A 22510-nucleotide genomic window follows, 5' to 3' on the forward strand; every position below is an offset into this window, starting at 1 on the left:
CCTTAGGAACTCATCCGCCCGGCTTCGCACGCCAGGCCGATGACGACCTGAGGTAGGCACATCGGCCGGGGTTGGACGCCCGGCTGGACGCGCCTGGGCTAGGGTGGCTCGTCCCCCTCACGCCCACCCCGGAAGGTGCTGCCGTCATGCCCGCGCCCAGCGACACGCACCTCGACCCCGAGCTCCGAGCCGAGCAGGGACACCTCGACCGGGCCCGCACCGAGCTCGCCGCCATGCGCGAGCGCACCCTCGCCGTCGACGTGCAGGGCAGCGACCCGATCGCCGCGGAGCACCTCGCCCGCACCCTCTGGGAGCGCGCCCGCTCGCTCGAGGACGACCCCGCGACCGCCCTGTTCTTCGGCCGGATCGACCTCGACGCGGAGCACGACGGCGAGCGCTGGTATGTCGGCCGACGCCACGTCACCGACGACGCCGGCGACCCTCTCGTCATCGACTGGCGGGCGCCGGTGTCGACCGCGTTCTACCGCGCCTCCCGCACCGAGCCCATGGGCGTGACGCTCCGACGCAGGTTCGGCCTGGACCGGGGTCGCATCACCGCCCTCGAGGACGAGCACCTCACGGATCGCACCGAGCAGCAGGCGAGCTCGCAGATCCTCGCCCGCGAGATCGAGCGTCCGCGCGTCGGTCCCATGCGCGACATCGTGGCCACGATCCAGCCCGAGCAGGACCTGCTGGTGCGCGTCGACGACAGCACGACCGTCTGCATCCAAGGGGCGCCCGGGACCGGCAAGACGGCCGTCGGCCTGCACCGCGCCGCGTGGCTCCTCTATGCCTACCGCGACCGCCTCACCCGCCAGGGCGTCCTCGTCATCGGCCCCAACGCGTCCTTCCTCGAGCACATCGGCGCCGTGCTGCCGGCCCTGGGCGAGGTGCAGGTCAGGCACACCACCATCGAGGGCCTGGTGGGCGAGGGCGTCCGCATCCGCGCCACCGACCCTCCCGGCCGGGCGACCCTCAAGGGCGACGCCCGCCTCGCCGACGTGCTGCGGCGCGCGGTCCGCGCCACCGTCCAGGACCCCGACGAGCCCCTCGTCGTCCCCCGCGGTGCCCGCCGGTGGCGGATCCCGGCCTACGAGGTGCGCGAGATCCTCGACGAGCTGCGCACCCGCGACGTGCGTCACGACGCCGCCCGCCAGATGCTCCCGCAGCGCCTCGCCCACGCGGTGCTGGTCCAGATGGAGGCCGCCGGCGACTCGCCCGACGACCGGGTCCAGGACGCGGTCGCCCGCTCCACCCCCGTCACGCGGTATGCCGACGCCGTGTGGCCCCGCCTCGACCCCGCTGCGGTCCTGCACCGGCTGTGGTCCGACCCGGCGGCGCTGGAGTCGGCGGCGGACGGCATACTCGCCCCTGCGGAGCAGGCGGACCTGGTGTGGGACCAGGCTCCTCGCACGCCGGGGTCCGCCCGCTGGACCCTCGCCGATGCCGTGCTGCTCGACGAGCTCGCGGACCTGCTGACCCGCACCCCCAGCCTCGGTCACGTGATGCTCGACGAGGCGCAGGACCTGTCACCGATGCAGCTGCGGGCGGTCGGCCGGCGCTGCTCGACCGGCGCGGCGACCGTCCTCGGTGACATCGCGCAGGGCACGACCCCGTGGGCCACCGGCTCGTGGGCGGAGTCGCTGCGCCACCTCGGCAAGCCCGACGGCGAGGTCACCGAGCTGCGCCGGGGCTTCCGGGTGCCCGCGGCGGTGATCGAGTATGCCGCCCGCCTGCTACCCGTCATGGCGCCAGGCCTGGCGGCTCCGCAGTCCGTGCGCGACAACGTCGGCGAGCTGGACATCGTTGCGGTGCAGGCGGACTCGCTCTGGACAGAGACGGCCGCCAGGGTCGCCGGCCTGGCCCGGCGGCCCGGCTCGGTCGGTGTCGTCGTCCCCGACGCCGGCGTCACCGCCGCGTCCGCCGCCCTGACCGACGCGGGGATCGAGCACGGCACGCTGGGCGCCGACCACGGCGACGTCGAGCACCAGGTCCACGTCGTGCCGGCGACCATCGCCAAGGGTCTGGAGTTCGACCGCGTGGTGGTCGTCGAGCCGGCCGCCATCGCCGACGCGGAGCCCGACGAGCGGACCGGGCTGCGACGCCTCTATGTCGTCCTGACGCGAGCCGTGTCTGGTCTCAGCGTGATTCACGCCCGACCGCTCCCCGGACCGCTCACCGCGCCCACCCCCCTGGACTGACGACCGGATGAGAGGGTGGGGCCATGGATGAGCTCGTCGCCGCCTGCCAGGCCGACCTGCAGGCCCTCGCCCCTCGGGCCGACGCGGTCCCCCTCGAGCGCGCGGCCACGCGACTCGTCGACCACTGGCGCGAGCCGCACCGGACCTATCACGGCATCCACCACCTCGCCGAGATGCTCGCGGTCCTCGGCCGGCTCGCCGCCGACGACGCCCTCACCCCACCCCAGCTGCTGGCCTGCCGGGTGGCGGCGTGGCTGCACGACGCGGTCTACGACGTGACCGCCGAGCCCGGCGCCAACGAGGAGGCCAGCGCCGCCCTGGCCGTCGAGCTGCTCGACGAGCTCGACGCCGAGGTGGACCTGATCGAGCAGGTGGCCGGGCTCGTGCACGCGACCGCCGAGCACGGCCCGACGACGGACCCGGTGCACGCCGCCTTCCTCGACGCCGACCTGTGGATCCTCGGGGCGCCGGCCGACCGGTTCGACGAGTACTGCCGCCAGGTCCGCGACGAGTACCCCGCCGTCCCGGACGACGACTACCGGACCGGCCGCTCCCGCATCCTCGAGGCGCTCGTGGAGCGACCGCACATCTATGCCACGCCCGGCGCGCGCACCGCCTGGGAGGCGGCGGCCCGGGACAACGTCCGGCGAGAGCTGGCCCGGCTGGCCTGACCGGCCTCCTCCGCGTCCTATCCTGGCTGGCACCACCAGGAGGAGAGGGCCGTATGCCGCGCAGCTCGTTGGTCGACGAGACCGTCACGACCTTGCTGGACCGCATCGTGTCGGGCCGGCTCGGCCCGGGTGACCGGCTGCCCGGCCAGGACGAGCTCGCCACGCTGCTCGGCGTGAGCCGCCTGACGGTCCGCGAGGCCACCGCCACGCTCGCCGCCGGGCACGTGCTGCGGGTCGAGCACGGCAACGGGACCTTCGTGAACCCCGTCGACCGCTGGACCGACCTCGACGCGGTCAGCCGCGCCGCGCGGGCCGGCGGCCAGGGGTCCGACGCCACGGCCCAGTCGCTGATCGAGATCCGCCGGATGATCGAGGTCGGGGCCTGCGCGCTCGCCGCCCGGCGAGCCACCGAGCGCGACCTGGACCTCCTGCAGCAGCACTGCGAGGCCATGGCGGAGGCCGTCACGCAGTCCGACCTCGAGTCCTTCGTCCGCCACGACATGGCCTTCCACGCCCGGATCCTCGAGGCCGCCGGCAACCCCTTCCTCGGGGCCGTCTACGACCCGCTGCGCCGGGTCCTCGAGCGGGCCCGCTACCAGACCTCGGAGGTCCCGGTCATCCGCGAGCACGCGCTCGACCACCACCGACGGGTGCTGGCTGCGCTCCGCACGGGCGACCCCGAGGCGGCCCAGGCCGCGATGGACGCCCACATGGACCAGACCTCCGACGACCTGGCGACCCACGTGCGGCTCTGAGGCCGAGATCGCGCCACCCCTTCCCTCCTCGGTGGTCCCCCGCTACCCTCTCTAGACATCAGACCTCTGATCTCAAAGGAGAGACCCGTGAGCGTCACACTCGACGACCTGGTGCGCCACCACGCCGCCGGCCCCCACCAGCCCGCCGCCGAGATCGCGGCCGGGGTCGCCCGCCGCGGCCGCGTCCTCGTCGTCCTCGACGACGACCCCACCGGCACCCAGTCGGTCGCCGACCTGCCCGTGCTCACGGCGTGGGACGTCGACTCCCTGGCCTGGGCCCTGCAGCAGCGCGAGCCCGCGGTCTACGTCATGACCAACTCCCGCAGCCTCGCCCCCGCCGACGCCGCCCGCGTCAACCGCGAGGTCGTCACCTCCGCCCTGGCCGCCGCCCGCGAGACCGGCGTCACCGTGGGGTTCGTGTCCCGCTCCGACTCCACCCTGCGCGGTCACTTCCCGCTCGAGACCGACACCATCGCCGAGACCCTGGCCGAGCTCGACGGCCCCCACGTCGACGGCGTCGTCCTCGTCCCGGCCTTCGGCGACGCGGGGCGCGTCACCGTCGACGCGGTGCACCACGCCGGCAACCCGGTCGACGGCTACACCCCCGTCGGCGAGACCGAGTTCGCGCGCGACGCGACCTTCGGCTACGCCAGCTCCGACCTGCGCGACTGGGTGGCCGAGAAGTCCGGGACCACCCGCGAGCAGTCCCGGGTCGTCTCCCTCGGGCTGGACCTGCTGCGCCAGGACCGTGCCGGCACCGTCGCGCTCCTGCGCTCGCTCACCCACGGCCAACCGGTCGTCGCGGACATCGTCGACGAGAACGACCTGCGCCTGCTCAGCGCCGCCCTGCTCGAGGCCGAGGCCGCCGGCTCCACCTTCCTCTACCGCGTCGGCCCGCCCTTTCCCCGCGCGTTCATCGGCCAGGAGCCCCGCACCCCCCTCACCTCCGCGGAGGTGGCCCGCATCCGCGACGGCGGGCTGGCCGAGGACGCCACCGGCGGCCTCGTCGTCGTCGGCTCCCACGTCGCCCTGACCACCCGCCAGCTGGACGCCCTGCGCGAGCGCACCCAGCCGGTCGAGCTCGAGATCGACGTCCCCACCGTCCGCTCCGAGGACCGGGACGCCCACCTGCTCGCCGTGATCGACACCGTCGTGGAGGCCCTCGCCACCGGCACCGTCGTGGTCCGCACCAGCCGCACCCTCGTGCGCGGCGACGACGCCGACAGCTCCCTCGACATCGCCCGCACCGTGTCCACCGCGGTCGTCGAGGTGGTCCAGCAGGTCCTCGCCCGCCGGGCGCCGCGCTTCGTCGTGGCCAAGGGCGGCATCACCTCCTCGGACGTCGCCAGCCGCGGTCTCGGCATCGCCCGCGCCTACGTCCGCGGCCCGATGCTCCCCGGGATCGTGTCGCTGTGGGAGCCGGTGGACGGACCCGCCCGCGGCATCCCCTACATCGTCTTCGCCGGCAACGTCGGCACCGACGCCTCCCTCGCCGACGTGGTGGACACCCTCTCCCGCTGACGTTGGTCCCACGCGCACCACGCACCTGCCGTATGGCGCCCCGCCGCACCCCTCCGCGCCCCATCGCCCCATCGCCCCAACCGCTGCACCCTCACGATCGAAGGAGATCCCGTGACCCCCACCGTCGCCGTCCTCGGACTCGGCGCCATGGGCCTGCCCATGGCCACGCACCTCGCCCAGACCTTCCCCGTCCGGGCCTACGACCTCGACCCCTCCCGCGCCGCCGGCCTCGGCACCACCAGCGCCACGGGCCACGCCAGCGCCCGCGAGGCCGCCACCGACGCCGACGTCGTGCTCGTCGCCGTCCGCAACGCCGAGCAGCTCGAGGCCGCGCTGTGGGGTGACGACGGCGTCACCGAGGTCCTCGAGCCCGGCAGCGTGGTGCTGCTCACCTCGACGGTCGGCATCGCCGCGGTCGAGGACGTCGCGACCCGCCTCGCCGACCAGGGCCTCGGCCTCGTCGACGCGCCTGTGTCCGGTGGCCCCACCCGCGCCGGCAACGGCGACCTGCTCGTGACGGTGGGCGCCGAGGACACGGCATACGACGTCGCCCGTCCCGTCCTCGAGGCGATGGCCTCGACCCTGCGCCGCGTGGGTGACCGCGCCGGTGCCGGCCAGGCCATGAAGACCGTCAACCAGCTCCTGTGCGGCGTCCACATCGCCGCCGGCGCCGAGGCGCTCGCCCTGGCCGACGCGCTCGGGCTCGACCCCGCCGCCGCCCTGGAGACGCTGGGTGCCGGCGCCGCGGCGTCGTTCATGCTCGGCGACCGCGGGCCGCGCATGCTGCAGGCCTACGACGAGGACGGGGCCGAGGTGCGCAGCCGTCTCGACATCTTCGTCAAGGACATGGGCATCGTCGCGACCGCCGCCAAGGGCGCGGGTCTCGCCACGCCCGTCGCGGCGGCGGCGCAGCAGCTCTACCTGCTCGGCCAGTCCCACGGCCTGGCGGCCTCCGACGACTCGAGCGTCATCCGGGTCCTCGCCCCCACCCGCGTCACGACCCCCGACGTCCAGGGGGCCTGAGCCATGTCCACGGCATACCTGCTCTGCCTGGCCGCCGGCGCGATAACGGTCATGCTCCTGCTCGTCATCAAGGCCAAGATGCCGGCGTTCGTCGCCATGATCCTGGTCAGTCTCGTGACCGCGCTCGCCGGCGGCATCGCCCCCGAGAAGGTCATCACCGTCCTCACCAACGGCATGGGCAAGACCCTCGGCTCCGTCGCGATCATCGTCGGCCTCGGCGCGATGCTCGGCCGGATGATCGAGCTGTCCGGCGGCGCCGAGAACCTCGCCCGCCGCTTCACCGCCCGCCTCGGCGAGAAGCGCGTCGTGCTCGCTGTGACCTGCGCCGCCTTCGTGCTCGGCATCCCCGTGTTCTTCGACGTGGGCGTGATCATCCTGGCGCCGATCGTGTTCGGCTTCGCGGCCGTCGCCCGCATCTCGCCGCTCAAGATCGGCCTGCCGGTCGCGGCCGTGCTGCTGGCGGTCCACGTGGCGGTGCCGCCGCACCCTGGTCCCGTCGCGGCCGCCGCGACGCTCGGCGCCGACGCCGGCCTGCTGACCATCCTCGGCCTGCTCGCCTGCATCCCGATGGCCGTCGTCTGCTACCTCGTGTCCCAGCGGATGCGCTACGACCGGATCACCCTGCAGGACTCCCCCGCCACGGAGGCCCTCAAGACGGCCGAGCACTCCACCGACCTCGCGACCGGCTCGTATGCCGGGGGCGCCGACGCACCGCGCCGCAAGGTCCCGAGCGCGGGCACCGTCATGGCCCTCATCCTCATCCCCATCGGCATGATCATGGCCGGGACGACGGGCGCGATGCTGCTGCCCAAGGGCACGCTGCGCAACATCCTCTCGCTCGTGGGCGCCCCGCCGTTCGCCCTGCTCGTGGGGGCGCTGCTGGCGTACTACGTGATCAGCCTCAACCAGGGCTGGAGCATGGAGAAGGGCGGCGAGCTGATGGACTCCGCCCTGCCGATGGTCGCCGTCATCATCTTCGTGACCGGGGCGGGCGGCGTCTTCGCCAACGTCCTGATCGAGACGGGCGTCGGCAAGGCCCTGTCCGGGTCCCTGGCGGGGCTGGGCATGCCCGTCCTGCTCATGGCCTACCTCATCGCGGTGGGGCTGCGCGTGGCGCAGGGCTCCGCGACCGTGGCGATCCTGACGACGGCCGGCTTGGTCCAGCCCTCCATCGCCTCAGGGGGATTCAGCTCGGTGCAGGTCGTGCTGATCCTGCTGGCCATCGCCTTCGGCGGGTATGCCGCCTCCCACGTCAACGACTCCGGCTTCTGGATCGTGACGCGCTACCTGGGACTCAGCGTGGCGGACGGGCTCAAGACCTGGACCGTCCTGTCGACCATCGGCAGCCTCGTGGGCTTCGCGACGGTCGCGGCCGCCTGGGCGCTCGTCTGAGCCGCCGCTGCTCGTCGGGTGCTGCCCGGCTCGGTCCCGGCCGGCTGATTCCTGCGACGCCCCTCAGCGCTGCTGCAGGAACCAGTCCAGCACCGGCCACCAGAACTGCGCCGAGCAGTGCTCGGGGACCTGGTCGAGCGGCACCCAGACCGCGTCGTGGACCTCGGTGCGGTATGGCGTGAGGGAGGGCCCGTCCACGTCCAGGTCCGCGGCATAGATCGCCACGTGGCAGTGCGGCAGGTGCGGCCAGCGCGGTGACGGCCGGCTCTGAGTGATCCGCTCGTAGCCGATCGGCCGCAGCAGCGCCTCGTCGAGGTCGAAGCCGGTCTCCTCGCGCACCTCGCGGACCGCTCCGGCGCGCGGGGTCTCGCCGGGCTCGCGGGCCCCGGCCGGCGCCTCCCACCCGCCACGGGCGCGGCTGTGGACCATCAGGAGGCGATCGGACCGGTCGAAGACGAAGGTCGCCGCCGCCGAGGTCGTCGGCTCGGGCGGCTCCTGGTCGGAGACGATCACGTCGAGGTGGTGCGGTCCGGCGACGGTCGGCACCACGTCCGGGTAGCGGCCCATCGGGCGCTCGCCCTTGCGCTTGCGGAAGCGCAGTCCCGTGGCGTGGAGCAGCCGGACCACCTCCCGACCGTCGACGAGGCGCGCCCCGGCCGCGACCACGTCTGCGTGGCGCTCCTGCGGGACGTCGTAGTGGTCACCGTCGTAGGACCGCGGGTGCAGTCCCACCTCCGCCGCGAAGGCGTGCAGCTCGTCGTAGGAGCAGTCCGAGATGAGGTGGGCGAAGTGGCGGCCGTGCGCCGGCCACTGCGGAGCGTCGACATAGAGCGTCACGCGGTCACCGTCCCCATGCTGGCAGGCTAACCGACCCCGCCTGTGGATGAGCGGACGAGGTCACGGGCCGGGCGGGGCAGAGTTGCTCTCAGCCGGTCCGGGCACACCGGACGGACGGGCCACCAGGGTCGAACGCGAGCAGAGGATTCGGACATGAGCGCAACCTTCACCGTCGACACCGAGCGCATCTCGGCGGCCTCGGCCGACATCGGCCAGATCTCCGCGGAGATCGAGACGCAGGTCGGGGCCATGATGGGCCGCCTGACCGCCCTGCAGGACGCCTGGCAGGGCAGCGCCTCCGCCGGCTTCCAGGGGGTCATCGCGCAGTGGCGCGGCACCCAGTCGCAGGTGCGCGAGTCGCTGGAGTCGATCAACCGGCTGCTCCAGCAGGCCGGGGTGCAGTATGCCGACACCGAGCAGGCCAACACCGCGATGTTCCGCTGACCCCACGAGCTCCCGGGCGGGCCCACGGGCTCGGCCCGCCCGGGTCGGGAGGGTCGCGGCGGGGGTCCCCCAGCCCCGCCGCGGCCTTCTTCCGGTTCGGTGTCCCTCGACGGTCTGGCGGAACCGGGAACCGGGCCCTGGACCGGGCGCGTCGCCAGGAGCCGGTCGCCCGAGGCGGCCCGAGCCTCAGAGACCCGCGGGCTCTGAAGCCGGGTGCTCCCGGTCCGGCAGGTCCGACCGTGGCCGTCGACGCGGGCCGATCACACCGAGGGCCATGAGCACGCCGACGATGATGACCACCGCCCCGACCAGGCCGAGGACCGTCGGGGTCTCACCGTTGTAGAAGTAGGCGGCGACCGTGCCGATGACCGGCACGAACATCGACCACGGCGACACCGTCGACGCCGCATGGCGCGACAGCAGCAGGTTCCACAGGCCGTAGCCCGCCATCGAGGCGCCGTAGGTGACGAACGCCAGCCCCAGCACCGACGTCAGCGTCAGGTGCGTCAGCGCATGCAGGTCCCGCTCCCAGCCCTCCAGCCACAGCGACAGACCGAGCAGCGGCAGCGGCGCCACCAGGGCCGACCAGACCACCAGCGAGAAGCCGTCCCGCGGCGGACGGCGACGGGTGAGCACGTTGCCCATCCCCCACGACGCGGCGGCCGCGATCGTCATCACGAACGGCAGCACCGGCGCCGCCACCATGAACTCCCACCCCACCACGACCATGCCGAGCACCCCGATGGCGATGCCCGCCACCTGCCAGCGCGTCGGCAGCTCCCGCAGCACCAGGGCCGCGATCGTCACCGTGAACACCGTCTGGATCTGCAGCACCAGCGACGCCAGCCCCGCCGGCATCCCGAGGTTCATCGCGGTGTAGAGCAGCGCGAACTGCCCCGCCGACATCGTCGCTCCGCACGCCAGCACCGTCCGCCACCCGTTGCCCGGCGGCCGGACGAACAGCACCGCGGGGAACGCGACCAGCGTGAACCGCAGCGCCGCGAACAGCAGCGGCGGGATCACCTCCATGCCGTACTTCGCCGCCACGAAGTTCACGCCCCAGATGAGGATGACCACGCAGGCGAGGAAGGTGTCCTTGCGCGGCATCATGCTGGGGCTCCTGCGGTGTCGTCGACGTGGTCCGACCACGACTCTCCCCCGACCGGGCCCTGGAGCGCACGTCACCCACGTTTCGGACGACATGACGTCGCTCACGTGCCCGGCGGGCCGGCATACGACCCGGCTGGTGCGCCGAGGTGCGCTCGCAGGCACGGCGAGCGCCCACCGACGGTCGGCAGCGCGCACAACTGCTGCACATCGGAGCTCGTCCCGGACGAATTCCGTTGCGGCACAACACCCCGGTTCACGCTCGACCCGGTATGTGCAGCAGCTGCGCACGCGAAGGGCGGCCCACCGTGATCGGTGAGCCGCCCTTCGTGAATCTCGTGCGTCAGAAGCCTGTGCTTGATCGGGCTCCGTCTGGCGTCAGAAGCCTGAGCTTGATCGGGCTTCTTCCTCGCACTCCGGCTCGGCCGTGTCCCTCGTTCCTCGGGACTAGGCCTCACCTACGCGCTTCGTCAGAAGCCCATACCACCCATGTCGTCGCCACCAGGCGCCGCCGCCGCAGCCTTCTCCGGCTTGTCGGCGATGACGGCCTCCGTGGTGAGGAACAGCGCGGCGATGGACGCGGCGTTCTCCAGGGCGGAGCGGGTGACCTTGGCCGGGTCGATGATGCCGGCCTTGATCATGTCGACGTACTCGCCCGTGGCGGCGTTCAGGCCCTCGCCCGGGGTGAGGTGGCGGACCTTCTCCGCCACGACGCCACCCTCGAGACCGGCGTTGATCGCGATCTGCTTGAGCGGAGCCTCGGCAGCGACGCGGACGATGTTGGCGCCCACGGCCTCCTCGCCCTCCAGCGAGAGCTTGGCGAAGGCAGCGTCGGTGGCCTGCAGCAGGGCCACGCCACCACCGGCGACGATCCCCTCCTCGACGGCAGCCTTGGCGTTGCGCACCGCGTCCTCGATGCGGTGCTTGCGCTCCTTGAGCTCGACCTCGGTGGCCGCGCCCGCCTTGATGACGGCGACGCCACCGGCGAGCTTGGCGAGGCGCTCCTGGAGCTTCTCGCGGTCGTAGTCGGAGTCGCTGCGGTCGATCTCGGAACGGATCTGCGCGACGCGACCGGCGATCTGGTCGGCGTCGCCGGCACCCTCGACGATCGTGGTCTCGTCCTTGGTGACGACGACCTTGCGCGCCCGGCCGAGCATGTCGAGCTCGGTGGTGTCGAGCTTGAGGCCGACCTCCTCGGAGATGACCTGGCCACCGGTGAGGATGGCGATGTCGCCGAGCATGGCCTTGCGACGGTCACCGAAGCCCGGGGCCTTGACGGCGACGGACTTGAAGGTGCCGCGGATCTTGTTGACGATCAGCGTGGACAGGGCCTCGCCCTCGACGTCCTCGGCGATGATCGCGAGCGGCTTGCCGGACTGCATGACCTTCTCGAGCAGCGGCAGGACGTCCTTGATCGCCGAGATCTTGGAGTTGACGATGAGCACGTAGGGGTCCTCGAGGACGACCTCCATGCGCTCGGTGTCGGTGACGAAGTAGGGCGCGATGTAGCCCTTGTCGAAGCGCATGCCCTCGGTGAGCTCGAGCTCGAGGCCGAAGGTGTTGGACTCCTCGACGGTGATGACGCCTTCCTTGCCGACCTTGTCCATGGCCTCGGCGATGAGCTCGCCGATCTGGGGGTCAGCGGCGGAGATCGAGGCGGTGGAGGCGATCTGCTCCTTGGTCTCGATGTCCTTGGCCATGTCGAGCAGCTCGGCGGAGACGGCCTTCACGGCGGTCTCGATGCCGCGCTTCAGCGCCATGGGGTTGGAGCCGGCCGCGACGTTGCGCAGGCCCTCCTTGACCATGGCCTGCGCGAGGACCGTCGCGGTGGTGGTGCCGTCACCGGCGACGTCGTCGGTCTTCTTGGCAACTTCCTTGACGAGCTCGGCCCCGATCTTCTCGTACGGGTCCTCGAGCTCGATCTCCTTGGCGATGGACACGCCGTCGTTGGTGATGGTGGGGGCTCCCCACTTCTTCTCCAGGACGACGTTGCGGCCCTTGGGGCCGAGGGTGACGCGGACGGCGTCGGCAAGGATGTTCATGCCGCGCTCGAGACCGCGGCGGGCCTCCTCGTCGAAGGCAATCAGCTTGGCCATTCGGGGGTTTCCTCCCACACGAAACGGATGTGTCGGTCGCAGGACGCCCGCGACGGACGGCTCGTGGCCACCGGGTTCACATCACCTGGGGGCCCCGGACCTCGTCATACGACCGGGCTCTTATCACTCTCGCTAGGAGAGTGCTAACACCATGATTAGCACTCGGCACCCCCGAGTGCAAATGACGACGGTGTCGTATGCCGGACGCCTCCGGCGCCCATGAACGACCCCCAGGACGCCAGCTCCCGCAGGCTGGGGAGCCGCGCGGCGTCGGCGGGGGCCCGCAGGCCCTGCACGGTCTGCGTGGACCGGGGTCCGCGATCCACCATGGCGTCCTCGGCGAGCTCCAGGTGCACGTCGGTCGGCCGCAGCCCGCCTCGCCGCAGCATCTCCTCGAGCCGAGGCGCCACGTCATCGACGTCCAGCAGCGCGGTCGGGAGGTTGACCGAGACGGGGATCCCGCCCGGCCCGAGCCGCCGCAGCGAGGTCACGGTGCCGGACAGGACCCACTCCGTCAGTCGCGTCATGTGGCCGGTGCGCGTCGCGTAGTCGAGGACCGTGGCAGGCCCCACCACCCGGCCGTCGGCACCCACCCAGCGCAGCAGGGCCTCCACCGAGTGCACGGCCAGGTCGTGGGTGCGCACGATGGGCTGCAGGTAGAGGCGGACCGACTCCGCGCCCCAGGCCCGCGTGATCTCGTGGTCGGCGTCGGCCCGGCGCTCCGCCGCCGCGCGCATGCCGGGGTCGTACGCGCGCCAGGCCTCGTTGGACTGCTTGGCGGCATACATCGCGAGGTCCGCCCGCTACAGGAGCTCCTCCGGGGCGAGGCGGGGCTCCCCCGGCTCCGCCACCGCGACGCCGATCGACGCGCCGACCTGGTGCACCCGGTCCAGGAGGCCGTACGGCCGAGCGAGGGCGTCGTGCACGTGACCGGCCAGCTCCGTCGCCTCCTCGAGCCGGCCGACGCCACCACGGCGAACTCGTCCCCGCCGAGGCGGGCGAGCAGGCGCCCGGGCCCGGTCACGCCGGTGATCCGCGCGGCGACCTCGCGCAGGAGGGCGTCGCCGGCGTGGTGCCCGCTGGAGTCGTTGACCTGCTTGAACCGGTCGAGGTCGACGAAGATCAGGGCGACCTCGGAGCGCTCCACCGGGTCGTCCAGCAGCTCACCGAGGCGCTCCAGTAGCTGGGGACGGTTGGCGAGCCCGATCAGGGTGTCGTTGTAGGCGAGCGCGTGCAGCCGCTCGCACAGCTTACCCGCGCGGTGACGTCGCGCACGGCGACCACGAACCCGTCGGGACGCGGGGCGACCGAGGTCTCGAGGACCCGACCGTCGGTCTGGACGTCGAACAACGCGGACCCCTCGTCCTTCGCCAGGCGCAGCGCTTCCGTGACGACGGTGGGATCGACGAACAGCACCTCGGCCAGCGTCGAGGACCGCGGGTCGTCGACGCTGCGGAGGGCCTCCTCGGTCCCGATCACCCGCTCGGCGACGGGTGAGACGTACTCCAGCACCCCACGCCCGTCGCAGATCATGATCACGTCCTGCGAGTCCTGGACGAGGCTGCGGAAGTATTCCTCCTGCTGACGGCTCTCGGCCATCGCCTCGCGGAGCCTTCGACGAGCGGGCGCCGGCGCGTCCTCTGCATCAAGTATGACGAGCGTTACCCTCCGCGTCTGAAGAAATCGCGTCCGTGACGCCGATCGACCCAGCGTGACCTGCGTCGGCGGGCCGCTCGGGTCCTGTCAGGCCGGTTGTCAGGAGGCCGCGGCCCTCAGCTCGCCGTCGGCCTCGCTGCTCACGGGGTCGTCCAGGTCGTCGACGTAGACCACGACCAGGTCCCGCGCGGGGTTGGACTCGATCTCGCCCAGCAGCCACCGCCACGCCACGAGGTTGGGGTGGTCGACCGAGGTGCAGGCCTCGGCCGGTGAGAGGTCGTCGATCGCGCGTCGCAGCACGTCCACGGTCACCGGCAGCGTCTCGGTGGTCTGCGAGTGGCGGACGAGGCGCCCGAGCACCACCGCGGGCAGGTAGGCCCCGCCCTGGTTGACGCACGGGAACTCCCACTCCGGCTCCGACGACGCTGCGCTGATCCCGACGCCCCACAGGGCGGGCCGTCGCCACCCCGGCACGGTCGCCTCGGTGGCGTCGCGCATGGCGGCGAGCTTCTCCGGTGTGTCCCACTGCTCCGTCATACGACCACTCTCCCAGACTCCGCGAGGCTCGGCCGGTCCGGCCACGTCAGTCGGTCAGTCATCCAGTCAGTCAGCCGTATGCCGAGGGGAACGCGGCCCGGTAGGAGCGCCAGGCCGCGCCGCCGTCCGCCGTGCGGTCCACGGACTCGGCCGCCAGCACGGCGTGCACCACCGCACGCGTCACGCAGTCCGCCCCGGCCTCGAAGAGCAGGGCCAGCTCGGGCAGGGACAGCTCTCGCTCGTGGCGCCCCGAGCCGAGGGCGAAGAGGGTGTCGCCGTCGAAGTAGGTGTGGACCGGCTTGAGCGCCCGCGCGAGGCCGTCGTGCCCGACGCCCGCCATCTTCTGGCACTGCGCCTTGGTGAGCCGCGCGTCCGTCGCGATCACGCCGATCGTCGTCGCCATGCCCGGCATGCCCGCGAACCGCTCCGGCAGGCTCCCTGCTGCCACGCGTGACGCCGCGACGTCCTGCGCGGACGGTGACCTGAGCCCAGCGAGCTCCTCGTCAAGCTCGTGCCGCGCTCCCCACAGCTCGCCCGTGGTCTCGTCGACGGCGGACCCGATGGCGTTGACCACGCACAGGGCGGCCACCGTCACGCCGTCGTCGAGCACGCACGACGCCGAGCCCACGCCGCCCTTGAAGCCCCCGACCTTGGCGCCCGTCCCGCCACCGACGGCGCCCATCGGCACCGGCCGCGCACCCGAGTCGCGCGCATCGGCATACGCGGCCTGACCGTCCCGGAAGCCGGGGTGGTGCCGCCACTCGCCGCCCCGCCCGAGGTCGAAGACGACCGCTGCGGGGACGATGGGCACGACCTGCCCGGGCGAGCCCATGGGCCACCCGATGCCGTCCTCCAGCAGCCCCTGGACGACGCCGTCGACCGCGGCGAGCCCGAGGGCCGAACCGCCGGACAGGACCACGGCGTCGACCCGGTCGACCAGGTTGCGCGGGTCGAGCAGGTCGGTCTCGCGGGTCCCGGGGGCCGCGCCGCGCACGTCCACGCCGGCGACGCAGCCGCCGTCCGGCGGGAGCACGACGGTGGTCCCGGTCAGCCAGCCCGTATCGTCCCGGGTCGCGTGACCGACCCGGAACCCGGCGACGTCGACGAGGGTGTTGGTGGGTCCGGTGCGCATGCCCGCGAATCTACTCCCGGCCCCCGGGATGCCGATGGCCCCCGTCCTGTGCGAGGACGGGGGCCTACGGGTCTGTGGGGGTCAGAGCTGGACGCCGAGCCGGCGTGCTGACCTGGCGCGCTGCCGCTGGGCGCGCATGCGCCGCAGCCGCTTGACGAGCATGGGGTCGTGCTCCAGGGCCGCCTGCGTGTCGATCAGGGCGTTGAGCACCTGGTAGTAGCGCGTCGCGCTCATGTCGAACAGCTCCTTGACGGACTGCTCCTTGGCGCCTTCGTACTTCCACCACTGGCGCTCGAACGCGAGGATCTCGCGCTCCCGGTCGCTGAGGGAGGCGACGGGACGCGTGGCCGACGTGGGGTGCAGTGCGGCGCTCATGAGCCTCAGGGTAGCGGCCGAATCACACGCATGTCATTCGTGCCGCGCCCCTGATCACCCACATGGCCGCCGCTCACTCGGTCTGGATCGCCCGCAGCACGTCCATCCGCGCGGCGCGGTGGGCCGGCCACAGCGCGGCCAGCACCCCCACGATCCCCGCGACGACGAGGAACGCCAGCAGCTGCACCCACGGCACGTGCAGGGCCAGCCCGTCGCCCTCGAGCGCCCGGACCAGCGCGAAGCCGAAGAGCAGCCCCATGCCGAGACCGAGCACCGAGCCGAGCAGCGCGATCGCCACCGACTCGAGCCGGATCATCCGCCCCAGCTGTCCCCGCCGCAGGCCGATCGCCCGCAGCAGCCCGATCTCGCGCGTCCGCTCGATGACGGACAGGGCGAGCGTGTTGACGATGCCGAGCACGGCGATGACGATCGCCAGCCCGAGCAGGGCGTAGATCATGTTGAGCAGCAGGTCGATCTGCCCCGTCTGGGTCTTGGCGAACTCCTGGTTGTCCTTGACGGTCACCATGGGCAGGTCCTTGACGATGGTCTCCAGCTGCTGACGGACCTTGGCCTTGTCGGCGCCGCCCGCCACGTCCACCACCACGCGCATGTCGGTCGCCGGCACCCCGGCGTCCGCGAGGGTGTCTAGGGTGGTGTAGAGCCCGCCGTCCATCCCCTCGTCCTGCTGGTAGGTCATCGCGAGGGTCAGGGGCAGCGGCCCGCTGGGGAGCGCGACGTCGACCTTCTGCCCGAGCGCCCAGCCCTTGTCGGTCGCCATCTTCTCGGGCACCATGACCGTGCCCTTGCGGAAGTCCGCGAGCGAGCCCCGGCCGGCCTCCTGCTTGAAGATCTTGTCGAAGTCGCTCGGCGCCATCGCTCCCAGGATCGTCTGCTCGCCCCCGAGCGTCCCGAACGCCATCCGCATGCGGTGCACACTGGCCACCCCGTCGACCTTGGCCGCCTGGTCGGCGATGGCGGGCGAGAAGGGCTGGAAGGCCGGGTTGGAGTACATGTAGTCCCCGCGGAGCCCGCCCTCGATGATGCCCGTCAGCGAGGTCTTGGCCGACTGGCCGAGCACCGCCATCGTGGTCACGAGGGTCAGGCCGATCATCAGGGCCGAGGCGGTGGCGGCCGTGCGGCGTGGGTTGCGGGTGGCGTTGGTCTCGGCGAGCGCTCCGACCTGGCCGAACATCCCGCGGTAGACCCGGCCGAGGCCCCACAGGACCGGCTTGCCCAGCACCGGCGAGGTGAAGGCCACGCCGAGCAGCGTCAGGAGCGCGCCGGCCCCGATCCACCACGTGCGCCCGGGGGCGTCCTCCCAGAAGAGCCCGGCGAGCAGCCCGGCGACGCCCAGGCCGGTCAGGGTCAGGCCGATGGCCAGCCGTCGTCCGAGGTCGGACCGGCCGGTCAGCGCGTCACCGGTCATGGCGGCGACCGGGGGCACCGAGGACGCCTTGCGGGCCGGGACATAGGCCGCGAGCATCGTCACGAGCAGACCCACGACGTATGACGCCGCCACCGCCTGCAGCGTGAGCCGAGGTGGGGTGGACCCCATGTCGAGGCCGAACGTCGAGAACATCGCCGAGATGCCCTGGGCGATCCCCAGGCCGAGCAGCAGCCCGAGGGTGGCGCCGACGAGCCCGACGACGAACGCCTCGAAGAGCACGGCCCGGCGCACCTGCGGCCGGCTCGCCCCCATGGCCCGCAGGAGCGCCAGCTCGCGGGAGCGCTGCGCGACGAGGATCGAGAAGGTGTTGACGATGAGGAAGGACCCGACGACGAGGGCGATGCCGGCGAAGACGAGCAGGAAGGTCGAGATGAACGACAGCGCCTGCCCGACCTGGTCCTCGCTCTTCTTGGCCAGCTCGGCGCCCGTCAGGGTCTCGTAGCCGGCCGGCGTCAGGGCGCGGACCCGCTCGGCCAGGGCGTCGACGTCCTGCCCGGGCTCGGCCGTGACCCAGGCCGCCTGGTAGGCGTCCTTGCCGCCCATCCACTGCTGCTGCGCGGTCCGGTCGTCGAACATCGCGTAGGTCGCGCCCGCCGTGGACCCCTTGGAGCCCCACAGGACCGTCCCGACGATGGTCGCCCGCATGGTGGGCTCGGCCCCCGAGCTGGCGATGGCGATGGTGTCGCCCAACCGGTAGCCGGACTTCTCGAGGGAGGCGGGGTCGATCGCGACCTCACCCTCCCGCTGGGGCGTCCGTCCGCTCTTGACGACCATGCCCTGCTGGCCGCCGAAGGCCGGCTCGGTGATGACGTTGCCGCCGATGGACGGCGGCCCCACGGTGGCGAGGACCTTGCCGTTCTTGCCGACGAGGTAGGCGTCGGTGACGGTGATGGCGCCCACGGACGACCGGACGCCCTCCACCTGGCCGATCCGGTCGATCTGGGCGCGGGTGAGGACGCTGCGGGACCCGGACGTCGCGCCCCCGGCCGACGAGCCCTTGGGCTGGACGTTCACGTCGGCGACGGTGCCGTTCATGATGCCGTTGAAGGTGCTGCCGAGCATGTCGGTGAAGATCAGGGAGCCGCTGACGAAGGACACCCCGAGGACGATGGCGAAGGCGCTCATGAGGAGCCGCAGCTTGCGGCCCATCAGGGACTTCCACGATGTGCGGAGCATGGCGGGTCAGCCTGCCCGCTGGGGCTGGCGGCGCCCCTGGACCAGCTCGTCCAGGTGGGCCATGGTGTCGAGCACGTCCTCGCGGGTCGGGCTCTGCAGCTCGTCGACGAGCTCGCCGTCGGCGAGGAAGACGACGCGGTCGCAGTAGGCCGCGGCCACGGGGTCGTGGGTGACCATGACGATCGTCTGACCGAACTCGTCGACGCTGCGCCGCAGGAAGCCGAGGATCTCGGCCCCGGAGCGGGAGTCGAGGTTGCCGGTGGGCTCGTCGGCGAAGATGATCTGGGGCTTGCTGGCCAGCGCGCGGGCGCAGGCGACGCGCTGCTGCTGGCCGCCGGACAGCTCGGACGGCTTGTGCCGCAGCCGGTCTCGAAGCCCGACGGTGTCGATGACGGTGTCGTACCACTCCGGGTCCGGCTTGCGCCCGGCGATCGACAGCGGGAGCAGGATGTTCTCCTCCGCCGTCAGGGTCGGGATGAGGTTGAAGGCCTGGAAGACGAAGCCGATGCGGTCGCGCCGCAGCTCGGTCAGGTCCTTGTCCTTGAGGCCGCCGATCTCGGTGTCCCCGACGAAGACCTGCCCGGCGGTCGGCGCGTCCAGCCCGGCCGCGCAGTGCATCAGGGTCGACTTGCCGGACCCCGACGGTCCCATGACGGCGGTGAACCGCCCCTTCTCGAACGCGATGTCGACGCCCCCGAGCGCGACCACCCGGGCGTCGCCCTGCCCATAGACCTTGGCCAGGCCCCGCGTCGAGGCGGCGACCTCGCCCTGGACCGCCCGCTGCTCGTATGCCGGCGCGCGGACCTCCCGGGTGGCCACCGTCTCGTGCGTGGCCACCGTCTCGTGCGTGGCCGCCGTCTCGCGCGGGTCGCCGGCCTCGACCACCGGCTCCGTCTGCTGTCGTGCGTGACGTGGCTGCTGCCTCTTGAACAGTCCCATCCCTGACATCCCCTCCGATAGGTCCCCGCTGCCGCGAGTCCGGTGGCGGTCCAGCCGGGAGGCCGACCGCTGCTCCCTCGACGCTACTGGCCTGACGCTGCGTCAGGGCCAGGGGAAACCCCTGGCCGGACCCTGAGCGACACCTGATGGCGCCGGGATCCGTCTAGGGTGGTCGCCGTGACCCCGCCCCAGCCGCTGTCCGAGATCGTCCACCCCACGTGGGCGACGGCCCTCGAGCCGGTGGCCGACCAGGTGCGGGCCATGGGGGACTTCCTGCGGGCCGAGGTCGCGGCGGGTCGCCCCTACCTCCCGGCCGGGGCCCACGTGCTGCGCGCCTTCGAGCAGCCGCTGCCCGACGTGCGGGTGCTGATCGTCGGCCAGGACCCCTATCCCACCCCGGGTCACGCGGTGGGCCTGTCCTTCTCGGTCGCCCCGGACGTGCGCCCGATCCCCCGCTCGCTGGTCAACATCTATCAGGAGCTGACGACGGACCTCGGTGTCCCCCAGCCAGGCTCGGGCGACCTGTCGCCGTGGGCGGACCACGGCGTGCTGCTGCTCAACCGCGTCCTCACGGTCCAGCCCGGCAAGCCTGCCAGCCACCGGGGCAAGGGCTGGGAGGCCGTCACGGCCTGCGCGATCACGGCGCTGGTCGAGCGCGGCGGCCCTCTCGTGGCGATCCTGTGGGGTCGCGACGCCCGCAACCTGGCGCCCCACCTTCCCGGCATACCATGCATCGAGTCCGCCCACCCCTCACCCCTGTCGGCGCACGCCGGGTTCTTCGGCTCGCGACCGTTCAGCCGCGCCAACGCCGCCCTGCAGGAGCAGGGCGCCGAACCCATCGACTGGAGGCTCCCGTGAGCATCGCCCGTGATCCGAGGTCCTGGGGCCGCTACGTCGCCATCGGCGACTCCTTCACCGAGGGGATGAGCGACCCGGACCCGGCCTCTCCCGACGGTGACGTGTATGCCGGATGGGCGGACCGCCTCGCGGCGATGCTGGCCGTCGTGGCCGCCAAGGACGACCGGGAGCTGCGCTACGCCAACCTCGCCATCCGGGGCCGCCTGCTCGACGACATCGTGACCCGGCAGGTCGACGACGCGCTCGCGCTGGAGCCCGACCTCGTGTCGATCGTGGGCGGCGGCAACGACATCCTGCGACCACGCGCCGACATCGACGCGCTGGCGTCCCGCCTGGAGGAGGCGGTCGCCCGCATCCGCGCGACCGGCGCCGACGTCCTCATGGCGACCCCGACCGACCCCAAGGACGCCCCCCTCGTCGGCCTGACTCGCGGCCGCGTGGCGACCTACATCGCGCACATCGTGGCCATCGCGCAGCGGCACGAGTGCTACCTGCTCAACCAGTGGGCCCTCACGCCGCTCAAAGACTGGCGCATGTGGTCCGAGGACCGCATCCACATGACGCCGGACGGCCACGAGCGCGTCGCCGCCGAGGCCTTCCAGTCGCTGGGCTTCCCGCCCGAGCTCGCCGACTGGCGCACGCCGCTGCCGCCCATGGCCGCACCCGCCCGCTCCGAGGCGCTGCGCGGCAACGTCGAGTGGGCCCGCACCTACGTCGGCCCCTGGGTCCAGCGCCGCCTCACCGGCCGGTCGTCCGGCGACGGCCGCGCCCCCAAGTACCCCACGCTGCAGGTCGTCGACCCGCGCCGCGCCTTCGCCCCCTCCCAGCACTGACGGCCGCAGCCGCTGAGCTCTCAGAGCTTCTCGCAGGCGATCCCGCGCAGGACATCGCAGCAGGGCCAGAGCTTGTCGATGAGCCTGTCGGAGTCAGTCATGAGCGGGCCTTGCCGGAGGGGCTGTGGGAGCGCCGCGGTGAGGCGCGCTCTGTCTCGTGTCGAAGCGGGTGCTCGCGAGCCGACGTTCGGCCCAGGTGATCATGTCGAGGAGGTCGTCGGCCACGTAGGCCTGCCGCCCCGGCCCGATAGCCTTCCTCGTCAGGATCCGTGCTACGTAGAGCTCGTCCAGCGCCTTCCCGGCTGCGGTCCGCGAGACGCCGTGGATCCGGACCACGGTGGCTACGGTGAGGACTGGCGTCGCAGGAAGGTCCGCGAGGATCGCCGCCGTGGCCGAATCGCTACGCAGGCCGCGGGTGGCACCCTTCTTCGTCCGCTCCTCCGCAATCCTCGTGTCCCAGTCAGCGCGCAGAGCCGCCAGCTCGCTCGCGATCCGCTCCGCCTGGTCACAGGCAAGGATCGTCGCCGTCGAGAAGACGGCGATCCAGGCCGAGCGCACCGCCATCCCTGTCACCGAGTCCGCACTGGCGGCGACCCGGTATGTCGTCAGTCCCTCGACATACCGGCTGCGCATCGTCGACAGGACGAGGCTGATGGGCAGCACCGCGTCGCGAGTCAGTCCGCGGCGGGCGAGCACGGTGTGGATGAGTGCGCGGCCCACCCGGCCGTTGCCGTCGGTGAAGGGGTGAATCGTCTCGAACTGGGCGTGCGCCAGCGCCGCCTGGGCGATAGGCGAGTGCAGTCCTCCGGCGAGATAGGCGACGAGATCCTGCATGAGGGCGGGCACTCGCTCGGGGTCGGGAGGGACGAAGTCGGCGTCGAGGGGATGCCAGTCAGAGCCGCCGATCCAGTTCGGCACCTGCCGCAGCCCGTGGTGGTGCTCCTCCCGGGGGAGAAGGGACCGATGCAGGGCCTCGATGTCCTCGACCGCCACGTGATCGACGCCGACGAGGCGGGTGGTCGCTTCACGGACGACGGTCATGTTGTTCGCAACCATCTGCGCCTGCTCGCCGACCCCCTTGACCTCCTCGCTCTGACCCAGCTCGGCGAGCGCCACATTTCGGGCGGACGGCGCGATCCCCTCGATGCGCGACGACGCGATCGCCTCGGAGCGCAGGAGGAAGCGGGAGATCCCGGCAAGATCTCGAAGGTCCCCGTCGAGCGAACGCACACGCCGCTCGGCCTCCGCGACGAGCCGATCCGTCTCCGGGTCGAGAGCCAGCGCGGCGCCGACCAGCAGGTCCGGCACATATCGCGGGTAGGGCCCCGAACGCCGCTCGCGCCGAGGCAGGCTGGGCTCGGACGAGTCCCACCACGCCTGCTCCCACGTGCCCATAGTCGCTAGCCTTTCGTCGAGATGCCCTAAGATGCCCTGTGGCAACCTTAACGCTTAAAGTTGCCTCGACGGGGCCGCGGCGACACCTTGAGCCCTAAGCCTCGATCCACCGATG

At 72.4% G+C, this 22510-nt stretch carries 21 protein-coding genes and 1 pseudogene; 9 read left to right on the plus strand and 13 right to left on the minus strand.

Features of this window, described 5'->3' with window-relative positions:
- The first annotated feature begins 146 nt into the window (after nucleotides 1–146).
- The 6 genes from B2P18_RS04230 to B2P18_RS04255 all read left to right on the plus strand — a co-directional run bounded on the left by B2P18_RS04230 (nucleotide 147) and on the right by B2P18_RS04255 (nucleotide 7563).
- Entirely contained in the window at nucleotides 147–2201 is a 2055-nt protein-coding gene (locus B2P18_RS04230; protein ID WP_286956025.1) for a HelD family protein, read from the plus strand.
- Nucleotides 2202–2224: 23 nt separating this feature from the next.
- Nucleotides 2225–2872 (plus strand): hypothetical protein, encoded by a 648-nt coding sequence (locus B2P18_RS04235; RefSeq protein WP_029212480.1) that lies wholly within the window; start codon nucleotides 2225–2227, stop codon nucleotides 2870–2872.
- A gap of 53 nt (nucleotides 2873–2925) precedes the next feature.
- Nucleotides 2926–3627 (plus strand): FadR/GntR family transcriptional regulator, encoded by a 702-nt coding sequence (locus tag B2P18_RS04240; protein WP_019284346.1) that lies wholly within the window; start codon nucleotides 2926–2928, stop codon nucleotides 3625–3627.
- An 87-nt stretch (nucleotides 3628–3714) separates the two neighbouring features.
- A complete protein-coding gene (locus B2P18_RS04245; protein ID WP_286956027.1) occupies nucleotides 3715–5148 on the plus strand; it encodes a four-carbon acid sugar kinase family protein in 1434 nt (477 codons plus the stop codon).
- A gap of 111 nt (nucleotides 5149–5259) precedes the next feature.
- Nucleotides 5260–6171 carry an NAD(P)-dependent oxidoreductase gene (locus B2P18_RS04250; protein WP_019284348.1) on the plus strand — a complete coding sequence of 304 codons (912 nt, stop codon included), beginning with the start codon at nucleotides 5260–5262 and terminating at the stop codon, nucleotides 6169–6171.
- A 3-nt stretch (nucleotides 6172–6174) separates the two neighbouring features.
- Nucleotides 6175–7563: a GntP family transporter gene (locus tag B2P18_RS04255; RefSeq protein ID WP_286956028.1), complete on the plus strand. Its 1389-nt coding sequence runs from the start codon at nucleotides 6175–6177 to the stop codon at nucleotides 7561–7563.
- 63 nt (nucleotides 7564–7626) lie between these two features.
- On the opposite strand, the gene B2P18_RS04260 is transcribed toward B2P18_RS04255, so the two are convergent.
- Complete coding sequence (locus tag B2P18_RS04260; RefSeq protein ID WP_019284351.1) at nucleotides 7627–8400, minus strand: DUF4031 domain-containing protein; 774 nt, start codon at nucleotides 8398–8400, stop codon at nucleotides 7627–7629.
- Between the two features lie 153 nt (nucleotides 8401–8553).
- Here B2P18_RS04260 and B2P18_RS04265 point away from each other — a divergent pair, with 153 nt between their 5' ends.
- The gene (locus tag B2P18_RS04265; protein ID WP_019284352.1) at nucleotides 8554–8844 is read left to right on the plus strand and encodes a WXG100 family type VII secretion target; all 291 of its coding nucleotides are present in this window, start codon (nucleotides 8554–8556) and stop codon (nucleotides 8842–8844) included.
- A 186-nt stretch (nucleotides 8845–9030) separates the two neighbouring features.
- Here B2P18_RS04265 and B2P18_RS04270 read toward each other — a convergent pair whose 3' ends face one another.
- From B2P18_RS04270 to B2P18_RS04315, 11 genes and pseudogenes are all read right to left on the minus strand, one after another.
- Complete coding sequence (locus B2P18_RS04270; protein ID WP_019284353.1) at nucleotides 9031–9954, minus strand: EamA family transporter; 924 nt, start codon at nucleotides 9952–9954, stop codon at nucleotides 9031–9033.
- Between the two features lie 467 nt (nucleotides 9955–10421).
- The gene (groL, locus tag B2P18_RS04275; protein ID WP_029212475.1) at nucleotides 10422–12047 is read right to left on the minus strand and encodes a chaperonin GroEL; all 1626 of its coding nucleotides are present in this window, start codon (nucleotides 12045–12047) and stop codon (nucleotides 10422–10424) included.
- A gap of 155 nt (nucleotides 12048–12202) precedes the next feature.
- Nucleotides 12203–12835: an EAL domain-containing protein gene (locus B2P18_RS04280; RefSeq protein ID WP_286956030.1), complete on the minus strand. Its 633-nt coding sequence runs from the start codon at nucleotides 12833–12835 to the stop codon at nucleotides 12203–12205.
- Between the two features lie 15 nt (nucleotides 12836–12850).
- Nucleotides 12851–12973, minus strand: a complete 123-nt coding sequence (locus tag B2P18_RS04285; protein ID WP_286956032.1) for a hypothetical protein — start codon at nucleotides 12971–12973, stop codon at nucleotides 12851–12853.
- 92 nt (nucleotides 12974–13065) lie between these two features.
- A pseudogene (locus tag B2P18_RS18860) lies at nucleotides 13066–13296 on the minus strand (diguanylate cyclase domain-containing protein); the annotation flags it as partial.
- Nucleotides 13254–13646, minus strand: a complete 393-nt coding sequence (locus B2P18_RS04290; protein WP_286956034.1) for a PAS domain S-box protein — start codon at nucleotides 13644–13646, stop codon at nucleotides 13254–13256. The pseudogene B2P18_RS18860 and the gene B2P18_RS04290, both read right to left, overlap by 43 nt.
- 156 nt (nucleotides 13647–13802) lie before the next feature.
- Nucleotides 13803–14240 carry a hypothetical protein gene (locus B2P18_RS04295; RefSeq protein WP_286956035.1) on the minus strand — a complete coding sequence of 146 codons (438 nt, stop codon included), beginning with the start codon at nucleotides 14238–14240 and terminating at the stop codon, nucleotides 13803–13805.
- Nucleotides 14241–14310: 70 nt separating this feature from the next.
- A complete protein-coding gene (locus B2P18_RS04300; protein ID WP_286956037.1) occupies nucleotides 14311–15372 on the minus strand; it encodes a P1 family peptidase in 1062 nt (353 codons plus the stop codon).
- An 81-nt stretch (nucleotides 15373–15453) separates the two neighbouring features.
- Entirely contained in the window at nucleotides 15454–15747 is a 294-nt protein-coding gene (locus tag B2P18_RS04305; RefSeq protein WP_286956039.1) for a DUF3263 domain-containing protein, read from the minus strand.
- Between the two features lie 73 nt (nucleotides 15748–15820).
- Complete coding sequence (locus tag B2P18_RS04310; RefSeq protein ID WP_286956041.1) at nucleotides 15821–18370, minus strand: ABC transporter permease; 2550 nt, start codon at nucleotides 18368–18370, stop codon at nucleotides 15821–15823.
- Nucleotides 18371–18376: 6 nt separating this feature from the next.
- A complete protein-coding gene (locus B2P18_RS04315) occupies nucleotides 18377–19309 on the minus strand; it encodes an ABC transporter ATP-binding protein (protein ID WP_019284363.1) in 933 nt (310 codons plus the stop codon).
- Nucleotides 19310–19486: 177 nt separating this feature from the next.
- On the opposite strand from B2P18_RS04315, the gene B2P18_RS04320 reads away from it, so the two are divergent.
- Together B2P18_RS04320 and B2P18_RS04325 are read left to right on the plus strand one after the other, a co-directional pair.
- A complete protein-coding gene (locus tag B2P18_RS04320) occupies nucleotides 19487–20167 on the plus strand; it encodes a uracil-DNA glycosylase (protein ID WP_037210818.1) in 681 nt (226 codons plus the stop codon).
- A complete protein-coding gene (locus tag B2P18_RS04325) occupies nucleotides 20164–21000 on the plus strand; it encodes an SGNH/GDSL hydrolase family protein (protein WP_286956046.1) in 837 nt (278 codons plus the stop codon). The genes B2P18_RS04320 and B2P18_RS04325 overlap by 4 nt, the downstream gene beginning before the upstream one ends.
- A 93-nt stretch (nucleotides 21001–21093) precedes the next feature.
- On the opposite strand, the gene B2P18_RS04330 is transcribed toward B2P18_RS04325, so the two are convergent.
- Entirely contained in the window at nucleotides 21094–22116 is a 1023-nt protein-coding gene (locus B2P18_RS04330) for a Fic family protein (protein WP_286956048.1), read from the minus strand.
- Between the last annotated feature and the right edge of the window lie 394 nt (nucleotides 22117–22510).

The organism is Arsenicicoccus sp. UBA2120 (assembly GCF_002330965.1).
In the GTDB taxonomy this organism is placed as follows: Bacteria; Actinomycetota; Actinomycetes; order Actinomycetales; family Dermatophilaceae; genus Arsenicicoccus; species Arsenicicoccus bolidensis.